Genomic DNA, 601 nt, shown 5'->3' on the forward strand with positions numbered 1-601 from the left:
AGGTTGCTTGCTTGTACTATCTGCTAAATAAGTTAAAAGTAATGGATTTCTAGCTTACAAAGTTAAGTTAGTCAGCTGTATCGACAGGTGGCCACGGACGATCAGCATCACTTTTGATCCATTCAGCCACGTAACCCGTTGGCGGTAGATCCCAGTCAGATTGGCCAAGTGCAGCTAGTACTTGTGCCGTGTCGATCACCCGACCGCCTTTGGTCACGCCTGTACGCAGTAGCGCAGAGGAGCAAGGTTTGCCCTTAACCCACATCGATTGCTCGATATAGAGCCAGCGCGCATCGATACCGACCATTTTGGTCTTTAGCGTGACCTTTTCAAAGGCGCGAATACGCTTGCGATATTGGATGGTACTTCCAGCGATGACCAGACCCCAACGCTGTTTTAGCAGCTGCGTGCCAAGTCCGCTACGTACTGCAAAGTCCATACGCCCCAAATCATACAGCGTGAATACGCGACCGTTATTCATCTCCAAGAAATTATCGATGTCCGTCAGGCGGCAGCGAAACTGAATCTCGCTAGTCTCTTTTAGGGTTAAGGTATCGCCCTTTTTTGCTTTTAAGGCGGCATGAGCGATGGTGCTGGCATA

General features: G+C 49.6%; 1 protein-coding gene. It reads right to left on the bottom strand.

Annotation, left to right across the window (positions count from 1 at the left end):
• Positions 1-67: 67 nt before the first annotated feature.
• A partial coding sequence (locus tag ACS8FC_RS19105; RefSeq protein WP_439297948.1) for an acyl-CoA thioesterase occupies positions 68-601 on the bottom strand: 534 nt, incomplete at its 5' end.

Source organism: Psychrobacter sp. 1Y4, from assembly GCF_051847555.1.